Origin of the sequence: Ferrovum myxofaciens (genome assembly GCF_000735045.1) — a bacterium.
Taxonomy (GTDB): domain Bacteria; phylum Pseudomonadota; class Gammaproteobacteria; order Burkholderiales; family Ferrovaceae; genus Ferrovum; species Ferrovum myxofaciens.
In genome coordinates this window covers 1-254 of sequence record NZ_JPOQ01000137.1, presented here as the reverse complement: position 1 = coordinate 254, position 254 = coordinate 1, and the positions used below count along the sequence as shown (strand labels likewise).

Annotated in this window: 1 pseudogene; it reads right to left on the bottom strand. The window is 50.4% G+C overall.

The window, feature by feature from the left end:
- Nucleotides 1-181 (bottom strand): annotated as a pseudogene (locus tag IV91_RS19175) (RNA-guided endonuclease TnpB family protein); the annotation flags it as partial.
- Nucleotides 182-254 lie beyond the last annotated feature (73 nt).

Sequence of the window (254 nt, the reverse complement as noted above, 5' to 3'; positions counted from 1 at the left end):
AGGGCGAGACTTCTTCTTCGGTCAGGAGTGAAATATAGAATTTGCCACCCGTAGTCCTTGTGACAGTAACCGAAGAAGGCGTCGCCCCTTTGGGAAACGGACGACTCCAGCAAATATCCAAAGGAGCCTCATGCTTGGCCAGCGTCAACTTCCCTTCACGAAAAGCAAAGGCGTTTGGCATGTACGAACACGACTGGTTGTCCCGGCGAGACTTGAACGTGGGATAACCCGATTCCTTCTTGAAGAATTTTGTA